This is a genomic window from Corallococcus sp. AB018 (assembly GCF_003986945.1).
Classification (GTDB): domain Bacteria; phylum Myxococcota; class Myxococcia; order Myxococcales; family Myxococcaceae; genus Corallococcus; species Corallococcus exiguus.
This window is the reverse complement of record NZ_RAWR01000026.1, coordinates 1-19,146: the sequence shown is the minus strand read 5'-3', so window position 1 is coordinate 19,146 and position 19,146 is coordinate 1. Positions and strand designations below refer to the sequence as shown.

Here is a 19,146-nt window from a genome sequence, read left to right as displayed (position 1 = left end):
AGGGTGGGGCGCATGCGAAGGGCTCACGCCGCCGAAGCGGGCGCCGCCGCGACGGTCTTGCCCAGCTCCAGCTTGATGACCCGGTGCGCGAGGTGGAAGTAGCGGTCGTCGTGCGTGATGACGAGCACGCCCTTGCCCCGCGCGGCCAGCTCCGGAAGCAGCCGGCGGTAGAAGACCTCGCGGAACTCGGGGTCCTGGTCCGCCGCCCATTCATCGAACAGGTAGAATGGCTTGTCCTCCAGGAGCGCGACGACCATCGCCAGGCGCTTGCGCTGGCCGGTGGACAGGCTCGTCGTGGAGAACCGCCCGTTGACGACCTGGAGCTTCGTGTCCAGCTCGAACAGCCGCAGGTACTCCTGCACGCGTCCCTGGAGCGGGGCGAGGTCCACGCCGCGCAGGTTCTCGAAGAGGTGGAAGTCGGTGAAGATGGCGGAGAACGTGTTGCGGTACGCGTCCCGGTTCTGGTCCGTCACCGGGACCCCGTTCCAGAGCAGCTGCCCGGACCTGGGCGTGTAGAGCCCGGTGAGCAGCCTGGCCATCGTCGTCTTGCCGCTGCCGTTGCCACCCACCACGAACACCAGCTCCCCGGAGCGCAGCGCCAGGTCGATGGGGCCCACGCGGAAGGCGGCCTCCTCGCCCGCGTCGCTGAACGCGTACGTCGCCGACTCGACGACCACCTCCTGCCGCCCGTCGGCGGGCAGGGCCAGCGCGGCAGGGGCGGAGGGCTCCTCGGTGAGCGACTCGGTGAGCGAAAGCTCCAGCTGCTGGAGCTTGTCAAGCGCGATGCTCACCTGGGGCCAGCGGCCCACGTCCTCCAGCAGCCCTCGGAACGGCCCCCACATGTACATCAGCGACAGCACGTAGCCGCGCGTGGCGTCGGTGTCGTGCGCGCTGAGGGCGAAGACGCCGAAGAGCATCACGCCCAGCACCAGCCAGGTGAAGAAGTGCACGAAGCTGCCCATCAGCGCGACGCTGATGGCCGCGTGCATGCCCTTGAGCCGGGTGCGCTCCACGGCGGGCGCGTAGTCCTCCTCCATGAACGCCCGCCGGCGCGGCTCGTGGAGCTTGAGCTCCTTGATGCCGTCCAGCACCTGCTGCTGCTCGCGGAACAGGTCGTCCTGGGTGTCGCGCTCCTCGCGCCACAGGGGGACCATCTTGCGGGTCGCGAAGTAATAGAAGACCACCAGCAGCGTCATGGCGGGCAGGACCAGCATCATCCCGCGGGGCGACAACCATGCCATGTACCCCAGGCAGCCGAGCACGATGGTGGTGCAGACGATGAGCCCGGGGATCTTCGAGGCGATGTTGACGATGGCCTGCACATCCTGGGAGAGCGCCGCGAGGACAGGCCCTTTGCCAATGATCTCCAGCCGCCGGTAGGGCGCCACGAGGATGCTGCGGCCCAGCTTGAGGCGCAGCTCCGCGGTGATGGAGCGCGACACCTTCGCCAGCAGCAGCTCCGGCACGGTGTTGCCCACCAGCACGCCCACGCTCAGGGCGATGAAGCCCACGAGCATTGTTTTCAGGCTGGACTGGTCCGTGCCCAGCGCATGGCTGATCAGCGCGAGCAGGGCGCTATTGCAAAAGCCGGAGAAGATGCCCGTGACCGCGATGACGATCATCGAGGTCCGGGAGCGACGCAGCAGGAGCGACAGCAGGGAGAACATGAAGGGCCTCTGCGGCGTGGCACTGACCCAGATGCAGCGGAAGGATCCTTCCCCTCCGCACGCGATGGGACGTCAGCGGGTGAGCTCCCAGAAGAAGTCGTTCACGGCGACGTGTTCGTCACGCGCGACGGCGACGTCGTAGACCCACTTGCCGACCGCCAGGTCCAGCACGCCGAGTCCGAAGGGCGAGAAGATGATGGGCTGGGTGCGGTCCACCTGGCAGCGGCCCAGGATGAGCTGCGCGAGCGTGCCCGTCACGAACCCCCGCCCACCGCTCAACTGCTCCGCGAGGTGGGGCGACGTGTTGGCCTTCATGACGTGCTCGACGTCGTCGACGATGTTGTGCGAGGCCAGGAGCAGCTCGGGGGCCAGGTCCCGCAGGGAGATGTTGAGGACGATGGGGTTGTGCGCCAGCAGGGCCGGGTCGCGGATGTAGGGCGCCCCGGCGACCGTCGCGAGGACGAGCAGGTCGCTGGAGCGCACCACGGTCTCCAGCTCCTTCTCGCAGCGGATGACGCCATGGCGCGCCGGCCGGCACGACTCCCGGGCGAAGCGCTCGGCCTCCGAGGGGACCAGGTCGTGCAGGAGGACTTCATCCACCTCCCAGCCCAGCTCCATGAGGAACGTGTAGATGTAGCGGGCGATGAGGCCGTTGCCCACGATGCCCAGCCTGCGCACCTGGCGCTTCCGGCCGTTGAGCCACTCCGCCGCCAGCACCGCGGAGCCCGCGGTCCGCGCCGCGGAGATGATGGAACTCTCCAGGCACGCGAAGGGGTAGCCCGTCTCATAGTCGTTGAGCAGGAGCACCGCGGAGGCGCGGGGGAAGCCCTTCGCGACGTTGTCCGGGTAGCTGGCGATCCACTTGATGCCGGACACGTTGGTGGTGCCGCCCAGGTAGGCCGGCAGCGCGATGATCCGGTCGCGAGGCCTCTCCGGGAAGCGCAGGAAGTAGCTGTCCGGGTTGACGCTCTGCTTCTCCTCGTGGGCGAGGTAGGCGTCCCGCACGCGGTCCACGCACTCCTGGGTCGCGCCCTGGATGATGGAGTGGATCGTCTTTCCGGTGATGACGTTGAAGGGGAAGGTCATGGGGTGTTCGAGGGCTCGTGGACTCGAGCAGGGGCGCGGCGGCTCAGGAGAAGCGCGCGGTCCAGGAGGGGGAGAAGATGGTGTCCAGGTAGGCCGTCCCGCGGTCGGCGCACATGAACAGGACGGTGGGAGGCGTAGGCAGCTCGCGGAAGCGGGGCAGGTAGCGTTTGACGGCCGCGAAGCACGAACCCGAGGACCCGCCCACCAGCAGGTTGTGTTGCAGGAGCAGCTCCCGGCAGCACTGCACCGTTTCGTACTCCGGCACCAACACCACGTCATCGATGAGCGCGTGGTTGACCAGCTCAGGCCGCACGCTGGCGCCGATGCCGGGGATGAAGCGCTTGCCGGCCGCCCCGCCAAAGATGACGGAGCCCTGGGCGTCCACGGCGACCACGCGGATGGAGGGGAACACCTCCTTGAGCCGGCGGGACACGCCCGCGATGGTGCCTCCCGTGCTCACCCCGACGAAGACGTAGTCGAGCCGCTGGAACGTCCGGCGGATCTCCTCGCCGGTGAGCCAGTAGTGCGCCTCGACGACGTCAGGGTTGCCGTACTGGTTGGGCCAGAAGGCGCCCTGGATGGTGCCGCAGAGCTCCCGCACCTTGTTCAGGCGGGTCTTCAGGTAGCCGCCCATGTCGTCGCGCTCGGTGACCTTCACCACCTGCTCGCACGTGCGCTCCAGGAAGGACTCGTAACCGGGCGTGATGTTCGGATCGATGACCGGGATGAACTTCAGCCCCAGCAGCTTCGAGTACGTGGCCAGGGCCGACGCGAAGTTGCCGGAGGACGACTCCACGATGGTGGAGCCCTCGTGCAGCTCCCCTCGTTCGGCGGCGCGCTTGAGGACCCACAGCGCCGGCCGATCCTTGAGGCTGCCCACGGGATTCTGGCCTTCCAGCTTTGCGTGGAGATCCAGTCCCTCCCACGACAGCCGCACAGTGGGTGTTTCCTTCAGGACGAGCTGCAGGGCCGCAATTCGTTCGATAAGGGGGGTGTGTAGCACGGTGAGTGCTAGCGATAGTCCCTCAATAGTTGGAAGTCAACAATCGTTGGGAATCCGTGACAGAGTAGCATTTCATGTCACAGGGCCGAGCTGGAGCTGACGAGGACGTCACTCGTCCCGAGGCTCCAACTCTGAGATCCGCCCGGCTTCATCGAAGCGGACGATCCAGCGGAGCGTCTGGTCCTTCCCGTGGATGGAGCGGTAGGTCCGCGACAGATGATCCGCGGAGTCCTCCAGGAGGATCAGGCGGCTCAGCGGAGGCAGTCCGCCGAGCGCGATAGGCAGCCACTCATTCAGATCCGCGAGCGAGTCCTTCGCGGGACCGGTGAAGTGGCGGGCGTCCGCGTTCCCCGCGAGCAGTGCGGGCAGCAGGGCCTTCAAGGCCACCGTCCGTTCGGGAGCGGCGTCGGTGATGCCGGGCTCGTTCAGGAAGGGAGGAGGGGACAGGAAGAGCTTGGCCACGCCGTGCGCGAGCGAAGGGCTCAGACGCCGCTGGTTGGTGAGCACCACCACGGCCAGTTTGTCGGCTGGGTAGAAGACGGTGTCGGAGAGCGCGGGCCCGCCGCTGTGAGCGACCTCGTGGCGTCCCCGGTACTGGCCCACGGTCCATCCCACCGCGAAGCTGCTGGGCTTGCCGTCATTGAGCGTGGGCGGCGTCCACATGGAGGAGCGAAGGTCCGCGTTCAAGAGCTTGTCGCCCATGAGCGCGGTCGCGAACCGGGACATGTCCGTCACGGAGGAGAACAGGCCGCCGGCTGACAGCGTGTAGCGCGGATACATGAACCAGTATTGCTGCTGATGGTCGGTGCGCCATTGATACGTCGCCGAGCGTTCCGCGACGACATCGCTGGTCAGGACGACATGCGCCTCGGTGAGTGAGGCATGGTCGAAGCCGCTGTTCGTCATGCCCAGGGGCGTGAAGATGCGGTCGCGCAGGAGCTGCTCGTAGGGGGCGCCGCCGACCTTCTCCAGGACATGGGTGAGGAGGACGAAGTCGTCCGAACCGTAGGCGTTCTTCTCACCCGGGGCTGAAGCAAGTGGGGCGCGCTTCGCCGCATCGATCGCGGCAGTGACGCTGGCGTTGTCCGCGTCTACAGGGCCAGGCCGGAGGCCCGACGTGTGGCTGGCGAGGTGGAGCAGGGTGATGTCCTTCCAGGCGGGAGGACAGTCAGTGATGTATTGGCAGACGCGGGCATCGAGCTTGAGCTTGCCCTGGCCCACGAAGTCCATCAGCAACACGGCCGTGAACATCTTGGTGCCGGAGGCAATCTGGAACGCCGTGCGAGTGCTCGCGGGGGCTTTCCATTCCAGGTTCGCCGTGCCGTAGGCAGCGAGCTTGATGACCTTGCCGTCACGGACCACCGCGACCGCGGCGCCAGGGATGTGGTTGCGAGCCATCTCCGCGCGCAGGAAGGTGTCTACCTTGTCCGGGGCGCTCCAGGCGACCTGCGCCCAACCCAGGAGTAGCAGCAGACCGCAGTGTCGGATGTTCATGGGGTCATCTCCGCCGGGGCCAGCTTGAGCTCCAGGAGCGATTCCGTGAGGTCGAAGAGCTTCGCGTCATCCGGGCGCAGGTTGCTCATGAGGATGACGGTGCGGCCGTCCTCCAGGACGCGCCAGGCGACGGTGCGGTACGCGCCGCCCGTCCCATCGTTGGTCGCGACGGTGTAGGGGGCGGGCCGCCTCTTCGCAGCGAAGGTCCGCACCCGGCCACCCAGGGCATACGCGGACTCGGGATGTTCGATGGTCAGGAGCGCCTTGCGCGACTCGGTGGACAGGAGCTTTCCGGAGAGGACTCCGTGGGTGAGGCGGAGCATGTCGTCGGCGGTGCTGTAGAAGCCGCCCGCGGCGACGATGTAGGCCGGAATCAGGAAGGCCTTGCGTTCCGCCTTCGGCTTCAGGGCTTTGTAGCCCAGGGCGAGCTCCCGGATGTCCTTGGATTCACCCGCCGAGATACCGCTGTCCGCCATGCCCAGCGGCTTGAAGACGAGCCGCTTGGCGAGCTGCTCGAAGGACTCCTTGGAGACCCGCTCGAGAATGGCCTGCACGAGGACCCAGTTCGTGAGGTTGTAGTCGAACCGGGTGCCAGGGGCGAACGCGAGGTCCCCGCTCGCGAACCTCGCGACAGCGTCGGGCACGGGCGACCGATCGCTCTGGATGCTGGGGTCCTTCTCGTAGGCATCCATGAGGCTGTCGGGCAGGCCGCTGCCATTGCTGAGCAGGTGGCGAAGCGTGAGTTGTTTCCCGGTGTCCGCGCGGTACTCCGGGAGGTAGGTGAGGATGGGCTCGTCGAGCTTCAGTTTCCCGTCATCCACCAACCGCAAGACCATGATGGACGCGAGCCACTTGCCCACGGAGCCCGTGAAGAAGCGGCTGTTCCGCTTGATGGGGCGCAGGGTTTCGGCATCCGCGAGGCCAAACGCTTCGACGTAGTCCACCCGCGCACCCTTGCCCACGAGGACGACGCCGTTGAAGTGCGTGTCCGCGGTGAACTGCTGGACCCGATCCTGAATTCGATCTTCCGCAAGCGCAGGGAGCGGCACGCAAAGGCCGGCAAGCAGTCCCAGGCAGGTCAGCTTGAAGTGGTTCACGGACATGAAGCTCCTCCATGCGAGAAGAGTGGGCCCAGAAACTCGGTACGTTGATCGCCCACGCTTATTGCAACGGTGGGGCTTCGCGCAAAGTGGGCCTTAACTTTGAGACAGTTCCTCCTTGTCCAGAACCGCGCAGGCACCCATCTAATAGCCAAAGGCGGTCTGTCTCGGTCTAGCCGAGACCTGTAGTAGGCGTCGAACAGTTGCTGCTCGACTGTATTTAAGAAGAAGAGCGTGGGGTAAGTTTAATCTGACTACGGGAAATATTTGCAAGCCCCAGCGTCATTTTGCGGTTGGTGGGGCAAGAGCGCTTCCTGCCAGACGTGCGGATGCATCGACTATCCGTTCTGCCAATCCGCTGGACTGATTGTCTCCTCCGGGTTCGGCTGGAAGGTTAGGCTGCGGCTTGGCGGCCAATGCAGGTCCTGGACTAACTAAGTGGCCAACAATCTGCCTTAATGTTTCTGAGTATAGTTCATTGGAAACTGCGCCAGCACAATCGATGGCCACTTGCAATCTGTCGAAGTAGGCGATTTCGTTGCTTGAGAATTGGTATTGATCTCTCAGCCTGCTTTCTTGGCGAAATAGTGCGGCTCCGGCTGTTAACATTACTGCTGATGTGGATATGCTAGCTAGGAAGTAGCGCCAGTCTTGGTGTTTTGACACAAGCCATATTGCAGCAATGGGGCCGCCAAGGGCTGCCACCAAGAATGTGCAGCCCATGAAGAATGCCATTCGGGATCGTTCCCATAGTCGATCCATGTCTTTTCTGGTGTTGTTGGCTCGGACGGTCAGGGTGATTTTGGCTAGCGCTGCTCCATTTTCTTGGCCGCGCTGGCTGGCTGCCGAGAAGCGCTCAAACATTTCCTGCTGTTGGCGTAATAAATATTCAAATTCGGGTGTGATTCTTGGTTTTTTGGGTTTGTGATGCGTTAGAAATTGCCATGCACCAAGGATGATTCCAAAAAACAGCCAGCCGTAAAAGAATGCGCTTTCAGCGTTGCTGTCAATCGTGCTTGCGATGGCACTAGATAGAATGCCTCCAAGTGTGCCGAAAATGAACCCTATTAGAAGGCTGGCTAGTAGCGCGTCTAGATGTTCGCGGGGGGTTTTGTTTCTGATGTATTGGAATGGGTCGTTCTTTGGTTCTGTCGGTTCCATTTTTCCTTAGGTGTCTGGGGTGTTGGGTAGTGCTCTGGAGGTCATAGGCCAATTTCGTGATGCTTGAGGCTACCCCAGGTTGAGCTTTGTGCGCTTGTCGAGGGTTGAACTCTTGTGGCCGTCCGGCCAACGACGTGCCGTGAGGGATTGTCGGGGTAGCGGTGCGCGGCGGACACTTCTGGGTATGTCGAAGCAGGTGGAGAAGCCGGAGTGGGCGCGCGTCGCGGAAGCCTTCGAAGCCAGCGGGCAGACGCAGCGGCAGTTCGCGCAGCAGCGAGGCGTGAGGCTGAGCACGTTGCAGTCCTGGGTGTACCGGCGTCGGCGGGCCGCGACGGCGTGCGGTGCGCCGGTGCGACTGTTGTCGGTGTAGGTAGCGACGGCCCTCGTGGCGTCCGAGTCCGTGCTGGTGGCGGCAAGCGGCGCGCGGGTGCGTTTCGCCGTCGGGACGGACGTGGCCTACGTGGCCCGGCTTGTCGCCGCTCTGTGGAAGTGAAGCCGCGATGTTGACCCTTCCCGCGTCGGTGCGCGTGTGCTGGCTACGGAGCCAGTGGACATGCGCAAGTCCATCGACGGCCTCATGGCGCTGGTGCGCACGGCCTGGGGCGAGGACGGTTGGAGACGCAGACTCCGTGCCACCTGCCCAAAGGCCCCATGGGGCAGGCCCTCTCCTATGCCCTGAAGCAATGGGACGCCCTCACGCGCTTCGCCTCCGACGAGCGCCTGCCTTTGGACAACAACCGCTCCGAGGCGGCGCTGCGCAAAGCGGCCCTGGGCCGGAAGAACTTCCTCTTCGTCGGCCATGGGGCCGCGGGGCAGAACCTCGTCGGCCTCTACGCCCTCGTCGCCACCTGCGAAGCCAACGGCGCCAAGCCCGAGGCCTACCTCGCCGACGTGCTGCTGCGCGTCCAGACACAGCCGCATGCCCGAATCGGCGAGCTGCTGCCGCACGAATGGAAGCGTCTTCGCGCCACTGACTCCTCCTAACGCTCCCTCACTACGACACCTCACCCCACTGGGCCTCGCGGCTCCCGCCACGCACGGCCGAGGCTTGCTTTCAAGCTCGCCGATACGTCATTGGCGGGACGGTTACGCAACTCCGGAACCGCTGGCGATTCACCGTGCCGAAGGCCCGAGCGAAGTTCCATTCCCAGCCCGCTGACTTCACTCGGTCATAGGATTAGTTCGGCAAGGTGCAGAGGCGACAAATCCCCAGATACATAGATCTCCGCTGGAATAGTTATTGTGTCATCCGGCTAAGAATTCCTCGACGGCATAGCGGATCAACGGGATTCGCTTCTCGCCAATCGCCGGGATGTCATCAAGTTCCTCGTTTGTGGCAGCCCTTATGCTGCCGACTGTTTTGAATTTCCCATGGGCCAGAACTCGCTGTTTGATTCCTGGCGTAAGTTCTAGAGCCTCAATTGGTTGAGACAGTAGTTCTTCGTAGGGCGATGCGTGGGAAATTGGTTTTCCGCATTGCATGCAGAATCGTGACTCCTGGGGGACGGCTGCGCCGCAGGATTCACAAGCGACAAGGTCCGAATCCTCATCAGGCGAAAAATCAAGAAGTCTCGGACTGTTTCTGGTGTACTCCTTAAAGCGCTCGCGTGCCGGATCTGTTAGTGCGGAAACCCAGGCGTCGACAGGAAGGTTTACTTCACCGCCGAACAGTGCATTTTCACGAACGAGAATTGCTGGGTGTACTAAAAACATTTCTGCACGATCGCGCCCTGTAATCTTCTTTGGGCCTCTGCTAAAGATAATGCCTGCATACTGCAGAAGTTTCATTGCGGCATGGACGCGATAGGGGACGGTTTTGTGTGTTGATATGGCAACATAGCAAGTCGGCCTTTCGTTGGAGTCGCGCTTGTATCCTTTGTTGGCTTCGCGGATTCCATCGATAAGCACCTGGGCAAGGTCGACTGCTGCGTCAACGTACTTTTGCTTTGAGCGTAGGCGCGCTTGGAGTCGTTTGAGGTATGGCCAGAGGTTTTGATCTGGGAGTTGTTTCGCTGCAGCCATTGCCTGGGCATTTGATATCACGTCGCCAGACTCAAGATTGACCCAGTTGAGGAGATGAATAAACCATCGTGGATTGCCGCCAGACGCCTTAATGAGAAATTTTGTTTGGGCGTCCGACCTGGCCAGGATTGCACCGACTTTGGAGTCTGAGAATCTCCGCCGCACTAGTTCTTGAAATAGTGCCATTCCTTCGGAGTTTTCGATTGGGCGATCTATCGACAGTGTTATTGCGTCTTGGCCGACGTCGAAGTCTCGACCATAGTTAGTGGTGTTGGGGTATACGGCGGCCTTGGTTGAGATGCGATAATGCCGAAGGTGGCGCATGAGTTGGAAAAACTCAGGCTGTAGTTCTTCTGCAAAATTTTGAGCTGCTTCATCGAGAAAAAACGCAACTGACTCGAACTCGCAGGCGTCGAGTGCAGCAACGATTCGTTGTTGAATTCCATCAAGACGCGCGAAATTCACCAGGTCGCTTTCCGTGACGCCAAGAAGAGCGGCGCCTTTTGCCGGATTGGCAACTTCAGGGCGATCGTGGTGACTTTCGAGCTGGCTGATGTATTGGTCTAAAGGGATTGGGCCGAAGATGTTTGATTTTAACTTAACCTCAGGGCGAATTTCGTTCACGCTGTCGCGGATTCCAGAGAGAAGCTTGGCGAAGACCCAGTGTTGAAATGGGCTATAGCCACTTCGCTGTTCCGCGTTTGCATTGTAAGTTGCTAGGTATCTGGAGAAGCTCACGAAAACGGGTAGCGTTGTCGGCCGCTCAGCCTTTAGTCGTTCATACGCCACCCGGAGCAGCATAGTCTTGCCGGTGCCCCGACTGCCTTGCAGAAGATGCATTCCTGACGACATAAGACGAGCAACAATAGCCTCGTCTCCGCCAGCGCCTGCAAAGAGGCTTAGGACTTGTTTGGAGGTCAAGTCCTCTGCTCTGTCGCTGCCAAGCAGTGCATCCTGATCAAGCGTCATTTCGAGCCCTTTTTGGGTTTCGAGGCGTTGCTGAATGTTTGAGGCGTCGGAAATGAGACGCCAGTAAGGTCTTCTTCGCGTTCGAGAAAGGTGAAATATATCCTGAAAACTCGTTCTACTGATAGTTCAAAAGACTGAGCCGTTTCCAGTCGAGCGCGGGTGGTCTTCTTGTGTACATGGCTGCTGAGTAATTTGTAGACGGCTGCCGCCTCGTCGAAAATGTTTGAAGCGGATGTGTTCGGGCACTGCTTTTTGAAGCCTTCGTCTTCGAATAGGTTTTTGAAGTAGAGTTTGAATTCATGGTCTGAGGCAAACATCTCGTGGACCATGAGGAAGTTCTTGTTTGATGCCCAGAGGTTCAGGGAGATTAATTGCTGGCTGTAATACAGGGCTGTGAAGAGTCCTTCCATGACGCCGCGTAGCATTACAAAGGCAATTCTGTTTCGGCCGAGCGCTGCTCCGAGATAGCTGTCGAGCAGTTCGTCTCGGGTGTCGTTGAGCAGTTCTTGGATGTCGGAGTTTCCTTGGCTCAGGAGTGCGGTTGCTGCGTCAAATGACTGGAGCGCCTGTGAGCCGTGTTTAATTAGATTTTGTACGACTAGTTGCTCGGTGAGGCCGCTTTTTGTTTTTTCCAGATGCCTGATGATTTCTTGAGAGAAACTATCCGCGCCCGCGTCGGTCGTGGTTGGATCTGTGTGTGGGGGTGGGCTATTTGTGTTTGGCGTAGGCTGGGAATTGGGCTCGGTAGTGTTTTCTGGCGGATTGACCGGGGCATCCGATGTCGTGGGACTGGAAGGTGCCACGGCACTGGTTGAGTCGATCTTCGCGTCTGATTTGTCAGGCATGGGCGGTAGGTGCATTGCGATGTGGTCCACTTATACTGCCGACCGCACCGCCTCACGAATCGCCCCAGACTCCACCAGCGCAGTGACTGCGGTGATGTCGTGATGCAGTTCGCGGTCCCGGTCCATGTGCGGAACCTTGCTACGAATCAGCTCATACGCCGCCAGCACGCCCTTGCCGGGCTTCACCGGCTGACGGAAGTCCAGCGCCTGCGCCGCGACCAACAGCTCAATCGCCAGGCACGAACGCGCGAACTCCGACACCTGTCGGCCCTTCAACGCCGCCGTCATTCCCATGGACACGTGGTCCTCGCGGCCCGCGCTGGACGGAATCGAGTCCACGGACGCCGGGTGGCTCAGGATGCGCGACTCCGCCACCAGGGCTGCCGCCGTCACCTGCGCAATCATGAACCCTGAGTTCAACCCGGAGTTCTTCGCCAGGAACGCGGGCAGACCCGACAGGCTCGGGTTCACCATCTGCTCCACTCGGCGCTCGCTAATCGAGGACAGCTGCGTCAGCGCCATGGCCACCACATCCATCGCCAGCGAGATGGGCTGACCGTGGAAGTTGCCTCCGGAGATGATGCTCTCCGTGTCCGCGAACACCAGTGGGTTGTCCGTCCCGCTGTTCACCTCGACCTCCAGGATTCGCCTCGCGAACGCCAATCCCTCTCGCGCCGACCCATGCACCTGCGGGATGCACCGCAGGCTGTACGGGTCCTGCACCTTGCTGCAGTTGACGTGCGTCTCCACCAGCTCGCTGCCCTTGAGAATCCGGCGCAGGTGGTCAGCCACCGCCTTCTGGCCCGCGTGCGGGCGCACCGCGTGGATCTCCGGCAGGAACGGCTTGTGGCTGCCCAGCAGGCCCTCCACCGTCATTGCTCCCGCGATGTCCGCCACGTCCGCCAGCAGCTCCGCTCGCAGCTGCGTCAGCGTGCCCACCGCGCACATCGCCTGGGTGCCGTTGATCAGCGTCAGGCCTTCCTTCGCCTCCAGCACCACCGGCTTCAGGCCCGCCTTCTCCAGCGCCTGCTTCGACGGCATCCGCACGCCCTCGAAGAACGCCTCGCCCTCGCCAATCAGCACCAGCGCCAGGTGCGCCAGCGGGGCCAGGTCTCCGGACGCGCCCACGCTGCCCCGCTCGGGGACCACCGGCACCACGTCCCGGTTCAACATGTCGATGGCCAGCCCCAGCGTCTCCATCCGGATGCCGCTGAAGCCCTTCGCCAACACGTTGGCCCTCAGCAGCAGGAGCACCCGGGCCTCCGGCAGGGGCAGCGGATTCCCCACGCCACAGGCGTGCGACAGGATGAGGTTGCGCTGCAGGTCTCGCAGGTCCTTCCGGTCGATCCGCACCTCCGCCAGCGTGCCGAAGCCCGTGTTGATGCCGTAGGACGGCGTGTCTCCGGCAGCCACCCGGTCCACCAGCGCCCGGGAGGCCTGCACCCGCTTCGCGGCTTCGGGGGCGAGCTCCACCGTGACTTCGTGGCGGGAGACCTGGAGGATCTCCTCCAGCTTCAGGGTGTCACCATCGATGAGGAGGCGGGGGCGGGACATGAGCGGGCTACTCCGGGTATGCGGCTTGAAAGTCGTTGGGCCACGAACGCTAGCGGATTCGCGGCAGGCAGGTTGAGGGCCCTTTACACCCAGGCCCCGGCGCCCATATAGCCTGCGCCCGTCCGTGCAGGGAGGTCGTGAGCCCCGTGGCCCTCATCGTCCAGAAGTACGGCGGTACCTCGGTGGGTGACACCGAGCGCATGAAGAATGTCGCGCGCCGCTGCATCGCCGCCCAGAAGGCCGGCCATGACGTCGTGGTGGTCGTCTCCGCCATGTCCGGTGAGACCAACCGCCTGCTCAAACTGGTGGCGCAGATCACCGACCGGCCCGACGAGCGCGAGCAGGACGTCGTCGTCGCCACCGGCGAACAGGTGTCCATCGGGCTCGTCTCCATGGCCATCCATGCGCAGGGCGGGAAGGCCGTCAGCTTCCTCGGCCACCAGGTGCGCATTGTCACCGACAGCACCTTCTCCAAGGCGCGCATCAAGAGCATCGACGCGGAGCCCATCCGCGCCGCGCTGAAGCAGGGGAAGATCGTCGTCGTCGCCGGCTTCCAGGGCGTGGACGAGACGGGCAGCGTCACCACGCTCGGCCGCGGTGGCTCCGACACGACGGGCGTCGCGCTGGCGGCCGCGCTCAAGGCCGACGCGTGTGAAATCTATACGGACGTCGACGGCGTCTACACCACCGACCCCAACGTGTGCCCGGCCGCGAAGAAGCTGGACCGCATCACCTACGAGGAGATGCTGGAGCTGGCCAGCCTGGGCGCCAAGGTGTTGCAGATCCGCTCGGTCGAATTCGCCATGAAGTACAAGGTGCCCCTGTGGGTGAAGTCTTCCTTCACCGAGGATCCGGGCACGCTCGTCTGTGAGGAGGACGCATCCATGGAGGACGTGCTGGTTCGAGGGGTCGCGTACGACCGGAACGAGGCGAAGATCACCGTGGTGGGCGTGCCGGATCAGCCGGGCGCCGCGGCGAAGCTCTTCGGGGCGCTCGACGCGAAGCACATCGTGGTGGATCTCATCGTACAGAACCTGTCCCGCGACGGGCGCACCGACGTCACCTTCACCGTCGCCAAGTCGGACTTCGCCAAGGCCCACGAGGTCGTGAAGCAGGCCGCGCAGGACGTGGGCGCCACTGGCGTCGAGGTGGATGACACCATCGCCAAGGTGTCCATCGTCGGCGTGGGCATGCGCAACCACTCGGGCGTGGCGGCGCGGATGTTCCAGACGCTCTCTCAGGAGGGCATCAACATCCAGCTCATCTCCACGTCGGAGATCAAGACCTCCTGTGTGATCCACACGAAGTACACGGAGCTGGCGGTGCGCGCGCTGCACACGGCCTTCGGGCTGGACGCGCCGCCCCCCGTGACGGCCACGCCCACCGTGTCGGAAGTGGACGCGCTCCAGGGGCAGAAGGCCTGAAGCGGTTCGGGCGCACGTCCGCGCTCGCGGCGCTGTCCCTGGGGCTGCTCGCCCTGGGCTTCACCGCTCGGGCGCGGTGGCCGGATTCGCGGCCCTCGCTCGACTGCCCGCCGGAGGCCGTGCGGCTGGACCCGGCGGGGCTGGCCACATGTGGCCCGGGGGCTGTGCCCAAGGGTGCACAGGCGCTCGCGCTGGGGCTCAAGCTGGACCTCAACGCCGCCTCCGAGTCGGAGTTGGCCCTGTTGCCCGGTGTGGGCCGTGACCTGGCCAAACGGCTGGTGTCCGCCCGCGAGGAGCAGGGCCGGTTCTCGAGCTGGGAGGACGTGGACGCGGTGCCCGGTGTGGGCGCTGCCAAGTTGGAGACCCTCCGGGCAGCCACCGTGCTGGACGCGGCGGCGGCCGATGGAGGCGTGTGGTAAGCACGGCCGGTGCAGATCGCCTGCCCGCAATGCTCGATGCAGTACGTGCTGGATGCCCGACTCCTGCCGCCCAGTGGCGCGTCGGTGCAGTGCACGCGGTGTGGCCACGTGTTCATGGCTTCGCCCACCGGCGTCATGGCTCCCGCGCCGAAGATTCCTCCGGCGGGTGGGGGAGACCGGACGGGCGCGCAGTCGTCCACGCAGATCTTCGGCGGTGAAGGCGCTTCCAACCTGAAGTCCACGAACCTGTTCGCGGGTTCGACCACGGCCTCCGGATCCTTCGTTCCGCAGCCGACTCCGGCTTCGGGCGCGCTGACTTCGTCCGGCGTGATTCCTCCGCCTCCGTCCATCGCTCCGGTCGCGGCGCAAGCTCCCGTGGCGTCCGGCGCACAGGCTGCGGCGGTGATGGGCACGACGCGGGCCTTCGGGGCAGTGGGGCCCGGTGTGGGAACTCCTCCTCCCGCGGCGCCGCCGGAGCAGGGTGCGGCTCCTGGGTCGACGACGCGCGCGTTCGGCGCTGTCTCCGCGTCGTCCTCGGGTTCGTTCCGCCTCGCGGAGCCCGGCTCTTCATCGCGTGGGCCGGAGGGTGGGGGAGCGACGCGTGCGTTCGGCGTCGTGTCAGGCCCTGCGCCTTCGGGTGCCGCCGATGCGGGCATTGGAGCCACGCGTGCGTTCGGCGCGGTGTCGGGTCCCGCGTCTTCGGGTGCCGCCGATGCGAGCATTGGAGCGACCCGTGCGTTTGGCGCGGTGTCGGGCCCGTCGGATTCCGTTTCGGTGTCGGCCTCTCCGGTTTCCACCGCTCCCCGTTCCTTCGAGAGCATCTCGCCTTCGGGCGACCCCGCGGATCCACCGTGGTCGGCGGCTGGCGGCTCCCGCTCCAAGCTCGTTCCGGAAGGCCACGGCGACGCGCCCTGGGCGACCTCTTCGCCGACCGCGACCGTCTCTCTACCCGACGACGACGCGCCCTTCGCTCGCACCGAGCCCTCGAAGCCCGCGGTTTCGCCTTCCGGTGCGTCGGTGCTCGGGGGCGGACTGGACCGGCCCCTTCCTTCCCGGAAGCCCTCCGGCGACCTGCCCCCGGAGCTGCTCGGCGCGTCTTCCCGCGCCGACGCCATCGTCATCGAGAACGGCAGCCGGCGTTCCTCCGGGATGAGCTGGGTGCTCCTCGGGCTCACGGTGCTCGCGGGCATCGTCCTGGCCGGGTACCTGGCGTATCCCGTCTTCCGTGACCGCAACTCGGCCATGCCCGTGGAGGCCGTGACGAAGAAGGAAGAGGCCGTGCGGGCCCTGCGCCTCGATGACGCTCCCGCGCGCGAACAGGCCATCCAGAACCTCAAGGTCCTGGCCACCGCGCACCCCAAATACGCCGAGGTCCAGGCCGAGCTGGCCGTGGCCTACATCCTTCAACTGGGTGACCTGCACGCCGAGTTCGACCGCCTGAACCTCCAGGCGTCCGCGATCAAGCGGGAGATCGATGCGGTCACCACCGCGAAGTCGTCGCCGAACTGGATGGGCCAGGCCAACGCGCTCCATGACGACCTGCGCGCGACCGAGCGCGACATGCAGCCGCTGCGCACCGACATCGCCGAGCGGCGCAAGGCGCTCGACGCGCTGATGGAGACCCTCCGGGCCGCTCCGGACGTGGAGCCCGCCGCCACCGTCGCCGCGCGCCTCAAGGCCCAGGCCCTCTACGCCGCGGTGACCGGAGCCCCCAACGCCCTGGGCCTCGCGGAACGCCTGCGTCAGGTGGAGCTCCCGCCGTCCTGGAGCATCCTCGCCCGCGCCGAATACGCCCTCAGCTCCGGCACACCCGCCACCATCGAGGCCGTCGCCAGGGAGCTGGAAGCCCTGCGCGCGCAGGACCGGTACCTCTTCCGCGCCTTCGTCCTGGGCGCCCGGCTGGCCATCCGCCAGGGCGACCCGGATACGGCCCGGAACCTGCTGGACGAAGTGGTGGCGCTCAACCCCAAGCACGACCTGGCCAGGCGCATGCTCGCTCAAACCGCGGCCTCCGAGCCCTCGCCCTGAAACGTTGACCGGATCACCTCCGCCTCACCCTGGAGAAACTCCAGTCCGTCCCGGGGGCTCGGTGGCTCCCTCGCCCTGAAGTCCCTCTGGACGCCCAGGCATGCACCTTGCTTCGTCCCTGGGTGTCGAGGACTCGGGGTTCGGAGGGTGGGTCGATGGCGGAGGTCTTCTTCTGGTGCGCGGCGCTTGCGCTCGTGCACACTTATTTTCTCTATCCCTTGAGCCTGTTCGCCCTGGAGGGCGCGGCCCAGGTCTTCCAGAACCTGCGCAGGATGCGCTCGGGTGAGGCGGCCAGCGTGGGCGTCAAGGCCGGGCCGTTGCCCTCGGTGAGTCTGGTGGTGGCCGCCTACAACGAGGCGGACTGCATCGAGTCCAAGCTGCGGAACAGCCTGGCGCTGGACTACCCGGCGGACCGCTTCGAGGTCGTCATCGGTTCGGACGGCTCCACGGATGGCACGGACGGCCTCGTGCAGAAGTGCGCGGATCCGCGCGTGCGCCTGTCGCCCGCGGCTCGCGCCGGCAAGACGACGGTGCTCAACCGCTGCATCCCGTCCGCGCACGGCGACATCGTGCTGCTGTCGGACGCGAACACGATGATCGACGCGGACGCGGTGCGGAAGATCGTCCGCCACTTCGAGGATCCGGAGGTCGGCGCCGTCTGCGGCAAGCTGCGCCTCTACAACCCCACGAAGCAGGACTACGAGGAGAGCGCGTACTGGAGCTACGAGTCCCTCATCAAGATGTACGAGGGCCGGCGCGGCGCGGTGGTGGGGGCCAACGGCGGTCTCTACGCCATCCGGCGCTCGCTCTTCACCCAGCTGCCGCCGTCCACCATCGTGGATGACTTCGTGATTCCGCTGCGCATCCTGGAGAGCGGCTTCAAGGTCGTCTACGAGGAGGGCGCCGTCGCTCACGAGGAGACGACGGAGGACTACGGCAAGGAGTTCGGCCGGCGCGCGCGCATCGCGGCGGGCAACTTCCAGAGCCTGGGCCTCGTGCCCGGGCTGCTGCTGCCCACGGCGGGCTTCGCCGCGTTCGCCTTCTGGTCGCACAAGCTCCTGCGCTGGTGCGCTCCGGCGCTGATGGCGCTGGCGCTCGTCGCCAACCTGTTCCTGCTCGACAGCGTGTTCTACCGCTTCACGCTGGGCGCGCAGCTGGGCTTCTACGCCCTGGCGTACCTGGGCCGCTCCGGTGTCTTCAAGAGCGGCGCCGCGAAGAAGGCCACGTCCATCGCTTACTACTTCGTGACGATGAACGCGGCCATCGCGGTGGGCTTCTGGCGCTTCCTGCGCAACTCGCAGCGCGCCGCGTGGGACCGCACGGCTCGCGTGCCGACGTCCACGTCGACCTGACCTTCAACCGAATTGGCAGTCCAGGCCCGCCGGTTCCCCGCGGCGCTCCGGCTGGTTCCGGAAGCGCACGGATGGAATCGGCGGGCTTTCCTTTTTCAGCGGGCCGCCACTGCCATGGGCTTCGCCGGGCCGGAGGGCAGCACGCTTCCGAACGCGGCGAAGAGCTGGCCGGTGAGCACGTGCGGCTGACCGGGGCCGGGGCTTCGCAGCATGTCGTTGAGCACCTCGCCCGTCTTCGGATCGCGGGCCATGTGGGGGCGCGCCAGGTTCATCTGGTAGCGGACCACGCCGCGCTTCACCCGGTGGATGACGGTGACCGTGCCGTCCGCGTCCACGCCGTCCACCAGACCCACGTGGGTGAGGCCGTCGTTGCGCCGGCCGTCGCGGTTCTGATCGTACGTCTCGCGGAAGAACACCAGGTCACCCGGCACGGGGCGCCCGCTCGTGTACACGCGGCCGTTCGCCTGGGCGTAGCGGTACATCGCGGTGACACCGTTGTCCCCGGGCTTGAGGGTGCCCCGGAACTTCACGCCCGCCTGGGAGTAGGTGGCGTCGATGAGCGCCGTGCAGTCCGCCGGGTAGCGCTTGCCGTTCACCTGCACGGAGGACTGACCCACCAGCGCGCGCGCCGTGGCCAGCACGCGCTCGCGGGGATTGGCCGTGGGGGCAGGGTTGGCCGTCTGCTTCGCGGGCGTGACGCGCGCCTTCGCCGGGGCCTTCTTGGCCGGTGCCTTCGCTACCGCCGGAGCCTTGCTCGGAGCGGAGGTCTTCGCGGGGGCGCTGTCACGGACCGCCACCTCCTCGGACAGCGCGGCGCGCGGGAAGGCCGGCGGGGAAGCGGAGCGGTAGCGCACGGCATCCGACGCCACCCAGGCCCCCGTGGGGGAGCCCGTCGCACAGCCCGTCGTCATCGCCAGCATCGCCATCCATGCGCCCAGCTTCATGGCCACCTCGTCCTGTAGCGTCCTGGGACAGAGGCTCCCTCCGCTGGCGCGTGTAGGCAAGAAAACCACCCAGGCAAC

Annotated in this window: 15 protein-coding genes and 1 pseudogene; 6 read left to right on the top strand and 10 right to left on the bottom strand. The window is 65.0% G+C overall.

Annotated features, from left to right (window positions below; translation table 11 throughout):
- Nucleotides 1-23 precede the first annotated feature (23 nt).
- The 6 genes from D7Y11_RS08500 to D7Y11_RS08475 all read right to left on the bottom strand — a co-directional run bounded on the left by D7Y11_RS08500 (nucleotide 24) and on the right by D7Y11_RS08475 (nucleotide 7,511).
- Nucleotides 24-1,667 carry a cyclic peptide export ABC transporter gene (locus tag D7Y11_RS08500; RefSeq protein WP_126933435.1) on the bottom strand — a complete coding sequence of 548 codons (1,644 nt, stop codon included), beginning with the start codon at nucleotides 1,665-1,667 and terminating at the stop codon, nucleotides 24-26.
- Between the two features lie 72 nt (nucleotides 1,668-1,739).
- Nucleotides 1,740-2,753, bottom strand: a complete 1,014-nt coding sequence (sbnB, locus tag D7Y11_RS08495; RefSeq protein WP_126933434.1) for a 2,3-diaminopropionate biosynthesis protein SbnB — start codon at nucleotides 2,751-2,753, stop codon at nucleotides 1,740-1,742.
- A gap of 43 nt (nucleotides 2,754-2,796) precedes the next feature.
- Nucleotides 2,797-3,756 carry a 2,3-diaminopropionate biosynthesis protein SbnA gene (sbnA, locus tag D7Y11_RS08490; protein WP_199753707.1) on the bottom strand — a complete coding sequence of 320 codons (960 nt, stop codon included), beginning with the start codon at nucleotides 3,754-3,756 and terminating at the stop codon, nucleotides 2,797-2,799.
- A gap of 108 nt (nucleotides 3,757-3,864) precedes the next feature.
- Nucleotides 3,865-5,250 carry a serine hydrolase gene (locus D7Y11_RS08485; RefSeq protein WP_126933432.1) on the bottom strand — a complete coding sequence of 462 codons (1,386 nt, stop codon included), beginning with the start codon at nucleotides 5,248-5,250 and terminating at the stop codon, nucleotides 3,865-3,867.
- Nucleotides 5,247-6,353, bottom strand: a complete 1,107-nt coding sequence (locus D7Y11_RS08480) for a serine hydrolase (protein ID WP_126933431.1) — start codon at nucleotides 6,351-6,353, stop codon at nucleotides 5,247-5,249. The genes D7Y11_RS08485 and D7Y11_RS08480 overlap by 4 nt, the downstream gene beginning before the upstream one ends.
- 279 nt (nucleotides 6,354-6,632) lie before the next feature.
- Nucleotides 6,633-7,511 carry a hypothetical protein gene (locus D7Y11_RS08475; RefSeq protein ID WP_126933430.1) on the bottom strand — a complete coding sequence of 293 codons (879 nt, stop codon included), beginning with the start codon at nucleotides 7,509-7,511 and terminating at the stop codon, nucleotides 6,633-6,635.
- A 184-nt stretch (nucleotides 7,512-7,695) separates the two neighbouring features.
- On the opposite strand from D7Y11_RS08475, the gene D7Y11_RS44195 reads away from it, so the two are divergent.
- Nucleotides 7,696-7,881, top strand: coding sequence for a hypothetical protein (locus tag D7Y11_RS44195; protein ID WP_233607240.1), 186 nt, complete (start codon nucleotides 7,696-7,698; stop codon nucleotides 7,879-7,881).
- 242 nt (nucleotides 7,882-8,123) lie between these two features.
- Nucleotides 8,124-8,495: pseudogene (locus D7Y11_RS08460) on the top strand (transposase); the annotation flags it as partial.
- Between the two features lie 261 nt (nucleotides 8,496-8,756).
- Here the strand turns inward: D7Y11_RS08460 and D7Y11_RS08455 are convergent.
- Genes D7Y11_RS08455 through hutH form a run of 3 tightly spaced genes read right to left on the bottom strand, consistent with a single transcriptional unit; the run spans nucleotide 8,757 to nucleotide 12,901 of the window.
- Nucleotides 8,757-10,502, bottom strand: coding sequence for a zinc ribbon domain-containing protein (locus D7Y11_RS08455; protein WP_126933427.1), 1,746 nt, complete (start codon nucleotides 10,500-10,502; stop codon nucleotides 8,757-8,759).
- Nucleotides 10,499-11,347 carry a hypothetical protein gene (locus tag D7Y11_RS08450; RefSeq protein ID WP_126933426.1) on the bottom strand — a complete coding sequence of 283 codons (849 nt, stop codon included), beginning with the start codon at nucleotides 11,345-11,347 and terminating at the stop codon, nucleotides 10,499-10,501. The genes D7Y11_RS08455 and D7Y11_RS08450 overlap by 4 nt, the downstream gene beginning before the upstream one ends.
- A 30-nt stretch (nucleotides 11,348-11,377) precedes the next feature.
- Nucleotides 11,378-12,901, bottom strand: coding sequence for a histidine ammonia-lyase (gene hutH, locus D7Y11_RS08445; protein WP_126933425.1), 1,524 nt, complete (start codon nucleotides 12,899-12,901; stop codon nucleotides 11,378-11,380).
- Between the two features lie 146 nt (nucleotides 12,902-13,047).
- Between hutH and D7Y11_RS08440 the strand changes: the two genes are divergently transcribed.
- The 4 genes from D7Y11_RS08440 to D7Y11_RS08425 all read left to right on the top strand — a co-directional run bounded on the left by D7Y11_RS08440 (nucleotide 13,048) and on the right by D7Y11_RS08425 (nucleotide 18,124).
- Nucleotides 13,048-14,325 carry an aspartate kinase gene (locus D7Y11_RS08440; protein WP_126933440.1) on the top strand — a complete coding sequence of 426 codons (1,278 nt, stop codon included), beginning with the start codon at nucleotides 13,048-13,050 and terminating at the stop codon, nucleotides 14,323-14,325.
- A 119-nt stretch (nucleotides 14,326-14,444) separates the two neighbouring features.
- Nucleotides 14,445-14,744: a helix-hairpin-helix domain-containing protein gene (locus tag D7Y11_RS08435; RefSeq protein WP_233607239.1), complete on the top strand. Its 300-nt coding sequence runs from the start codon at nucleotides 14,445-14,447 to the stop codon at nucleotides 14,742-14,744.
- A gap of 9 nt (nucleotides 14,745-14,753) precedes the next feature.
- The gene (locus D7Y11_RS08430) at nucleotides 14,754-16,772 is read left to right on the top strand and encodes a zinc-ribbon domain-containing protein (RefSeq protein WP_126933423.1); all 2,019 of its coding nucleotides are present in this window, start codon (nucleotides 14,754-14,756) and stop codon (nucleotides 16,770-16,772) included.
- Nucleotides 16,773-16,927: 155 nt separating this feature from the next.
- Nucleotides 16,928-18,124, top strand: a complete 1,197-nt coding sequence (locus tag D7Y11_RS08425; protein WP_120600211.1) for a glycosyltransferase family 2 protein — start codon at nucleotides 16,928-16,930, stop codon at nucleotides 18,122-18,124.
- Nucleotides 18,125-18,219: 95 nt separating this feature from the next.
- Here the strand turns inward: D7Y11_RS08425 and D7Y11_RS08420 are convergent, their stop codons facing one another.
- Nucleotides 18,220-19,068 (bottom strand): CHAP domain-containing protein, encoded by an 849-nt coding sequence (locus D7Y11_RS08420; RefSeq protein ID WP_126933422.1) that lies wholly within the window; start codon nucleotides 19,066-19,068, stop codon nucleotides 18,220-18,222.
- Nucleotides 19,069-19,146: the final 78 nt, after the last annotated feature.